General features: G+C 66.9%; 5 protein-coding genes. 4 read left to right on the top strand and 1 reads right to left on the bottom strand.

Annotated elements, in window-relative coordinates; all coding sequences use genetic code 11:
• Positions 1-70 precede the first annotated feature (70 nt).
• Entirely contained in the window at positions 71-490 is a 420-nt protein-coding gene (locus ACNAW0_RS30130) for a hypothetical protein (RefSeq protein WP_416291431.1), read from the bottom strand.
• 273 nt (positions 491-763) lie between these two features.
• Between ACNAW0_RS30130 and ACNAW0_RS30125 the strand changes: the two genes are divergently transcribed.
• Genes ACNAW0_RS30125 through ACNAW0_RS30110 form a run of 4 tightly spaced genes read left to right on the top strand, consistent with a single transcriptional unit; the run spans position 764 to position 2,632 of the window.
• A complete protein-coding gene (locus ACNAW0_RS30125) occupies positions 764-967 on the top strand; it encodes a lipid A biosynthesis lauroyl acyltransferase (protein WP_255471725.1) in 204 nt (67 codons plus the stop codon).
• A 2-nt stretch (positions 968-969) separates the two neighbouring features.
• A complete protein-coding gene (locus ACNAW0_RS30120; RefSeq protein WP_416291430.1) occupies positions 970-1,518 on the top strand; it encodes a DUF6879 family protein in 549 nt (182 codons plus the stop codon).
• 24 nt (positions 1,519-1,542) lie between these two features.
• The gene (locus ACNAW0_RS30115; protein WP_416291432.1) at positions 1,543-2,379 is read left to right on the top strand and encodes a helix-turn-helix domain-containing protein; all 837 of its coding nucleotides are present in this window, start codon (positions 1,543-1,545) and stop codon (positions 2,377-2,379) included.
• 4 nt (positions 2,380-2,383) lie between these two features.
• Positions 2,384-2,632: a hypothetical protein gene (locus ACNAW0_RS30110; RefSeq protein WP_416291429.1), complete on the top strand. Its 249-nt coding sequence runs from the start codon at positions 2,384-2,386 to the stop codon at positions 2,630-2,632.
• Positions 2,633-2,808 lie beyond the last annotated feature (176 nt).

Here is a 2,808-nt window from a genome sequence, read left to right as displayed (position 1 = left end):
GGAGACGAGGTGAAGCGCGGGGCGGGAATCGTCTTGGCGGAGGAAGCCCGCCCCGCGCATCCGAATCTGGTCAGGCCGCCTGCTTGATCGCGGCCTCGGTCATGGCACCGGCGCGGATCGACCACGCCTGACGCGCCCGGCACTTCCCCGAGCCCTTGCACCGCTGGCTATCGACGTACGGCGTCAGCGTCACGTCGGAGAACTCCACCGCCGGCGGATAGCCCGGGATCTTCGACGCCGGCGGCACCGGCTGCACCGGCGCGGCGATCTTCACCTTCACTTCCTTGGACCCGCCGAACTTGCCGGCCTCCGGGTCCAGGTCCAGAACCTTGACCACCCACAGGCGCTCGCCCGACTCCTTGTCGCGGGCCTGGTCATCGCCCTGACCGCGCTTGTCGAAGTCCGTCACCGGCTCCACACCCAGGCACAACGCACCCTGCGGGAACACGTACTCGAACGGAACCGGAACCTTGATCGTGTTCGGGACCATGCCCAGACCTCCCAGTTGAGTCGGCCGGCTTCCCCGGCCCTGACTTGCCTCGCTGCGCCGGGCTTCCGGCGCACTTCGATGATGCTCGCTCCCTCGCGCATCGTCAAGCAATTGCGCGCAATTGCTCTAGGCTTGAGGTTGCCAGGTTCCGCCACCCGCACCAGATCGCCCCGGTTGCCCTAATCAGCAGCCGGGGCGATTGCGTGAAGATGCTCGGCAGTGCAGCATCGAGGTATCTGCGCCACGAGGCGCAGCGAGGGAAGGGGCCTGAGAATGCGGAACCTGGAGTTCCTGTGGAAGGACGCCACCTCCGGCGGCGGCGGATGCCCGGCGCTGTACAAGACCGAGGGTGGCTACGTCGTGCAGGGGATCAAGCTGGATGACGCGACCCGCGCACAGCTGCGCCAGCTGGCCGACGACGAGGACGGCGTGTTCGTTCCGGCCAACGTGCTCGACCGGCTGCGCGAGATCGGCTGAGCATGGGCACCCCGCTCACCGATGACGAGTTCGCCGACCAGCTCCGAACGTTCAATCACACCGCGTTCCGGCTGGAGCTTCAGCCGGTCTACCTGGAGCCCAGCGAGCACGACACGGTGGCGAAGTTCCTGGCCGGCGACCCGGAGCCCCCGACAGAGGTTCCCGGGCTTGCTGCCTGGTTCGAGCAGATCACCGCGTTGACGCAGCAGGGCAAGCGGATCGAACGCGTGCGGGTACACGAGGAACCGCCGACCGACTACCAGCGGTGGGAACGCTGGATCGGCCGGTGGAACGTCGAAGCCGGCGAGACGATGCGCTACCTGACACGGGCGAGGGCACACGAGATTGGCTTGCTGCCCGCAGCCGGCAACGTCGACTGGTGGTTGCTCGACTCCAGCCGACTCATCATGATGCGGTTCGACGAGGTAGGCCACCGGATCAGCAACGAACTGGTGACCGAACCGGCGACCGTGGTGCAGGCGTGTGCGTGGCGGGACCTGGCAGTCCACTACGCCGCTCCGGACAACGCGCGGAGCGCAGCAGCTGCCTAGCACGAGGAGTCACCCGTGAACCCGATGGAAGAGTGGCTGACACAGCCCGAAGGACTGGCCGATCGCCTGCGTGCCCTGCGCACGCAGGCCGGCCTGTCCGGCAAGGAACTCGCCGAGGCGAACGGTTGGGCACCGTCGAAGGTCTCCCGACTGGAGAACGGCCGACAGATGCCGGCTCCCGCCGACCTGTTCGCGTGGGCACGCGCCTGCGGTGCCGACGACACGGCCGCTCAGGACCTGTTGCGGATGCTCGGCGAGGTCCAGTCCGCGCACCGCAGCTTCCGCCGCCGGATGCGTCAGGGCCAGGCCGCCGTTCAGGACAGCTACAACCAGATGGTCGCCGAGTCGCGCCTGATCCGGCACTTCGAGACCGTGTGGGTACCCGGGCTGCTCCAGACCGCCGACTACGCCCGCCGCGCCCTGACCGAGATGGTCGAGCTGCACAACCTTGACATCGCCGACGTGGACGCCGCCGTAGCCACCCGCATGCAGCGTCAACAGCTCCTGTACGACACCAGCAAGCGGTTCGAGTTCCTGCTCGCCGAGCCCGTACTGCGGTGGCTGATCACCTCGCCCGAGGTCATGCGCGGTCAGCTCGACCGGCTGCAGACCGTCGTCGGCGTTCCGAACATCCGCTTTGGCATCCTGCCGCTCGGCGTCCAACTCGCCACCACCCCGCAGAACTCCTTCCAGATGTACGACGACGTCGCCATCGTGGAAACCTTCGTAGGCGAGACCACCTACCGCGACGACGAAGCCGCCACCTACACCCGAGCCATCGAACGACTCTGGAAGGAAGCCGTGACCGGAGAAGACGCACGGCGACTCATCGTCCGCGCAGCCCAGGACCTCCGGGACTAGGGCGATGCGGGAGGGTGCCGACCAGGAGGAATCGGCGATGGTGAAGTCGGGCGGGCGACGGAAAGAACTCATCAAGCTGGGGTTCTTGCTCCTCCTTGGGGCCGTTCTTTTGCCGGAGAAAGTCAGCGAAGGCAGCTGGCGTGCCTGGGTGGGGGTACCGCTGGGCATAGGTGTCCTTTGGCTTTTCCTGACCGAACTCCAGGCAGCCATCCGCATGCGCCGACGCTCCGGATCATCTGAGCAGGAGATCTGACCCTTGGCCCTGGCGAGTGAGACGGCCCACCACCAGCCCGTGTGCCGGCACCGGGGCTGGTGGGACGCGGTTGTCAAGAATGTCCCGTGACGGGGCACCGCTCGACACGTAGCGAGAACCGAGAACCGAGTACGTTTGCCGAATTGTCCTCTACAGAATCAAGGCGGCCCGCAAGC

This window comes from Micromonospora sp. SL1-18 (assembly GCF_047921505.1).
In the GTDB taxonomy this organism is placed as follows: Bacteria; Actinomycetota; Actinomycetes; order Mycobacteriales; family Micromonosporaceae; genus Micromonospora.
The sequence above is the reverse complement of the archived record's forward strand: the minus strand, read 5'-3'. Positions and strand labels throughout refer to the sequence as shown.

Coding starts and splice junctions, on each gene's coding strand:
- ACNAW0_RS30130 (WP_416291431.1), bottom strand. CDS start 490: ATGGTCCCGAACACGATCAAGGTTCCGGTTCCGTTCGAGTACGTGTTC.
- ACNAW0_RS30120 (WP_416291430.1), top strand. CDS start 970: ATGGGCACCCCGCTCACCGATGACGAGTTCGCCGACCAGCTCCGAACG.
- ACNAW0_RS30110 (WP_416291429.1), top strand. CDS start 2,384: ATGCGGGAGGGTGCCGACCAGGAGGAATCGGCGATGGTGAAGTCGGGC.
- ACNAW0_RS30125 (WP_255471725.1), top strand. CDS start 764: ATGCGGAACCTGGAGTTCCTGTGGAAGGACGCCACCTCCGGCGGCGGC.
- ACNAW0_RS30115 (WP_416291432.1), top strand. CDS start 1,543: ATGGAAGAGTGGCTGACACAGCCCGAAGGACTGGCCGATCGCCTGCGT.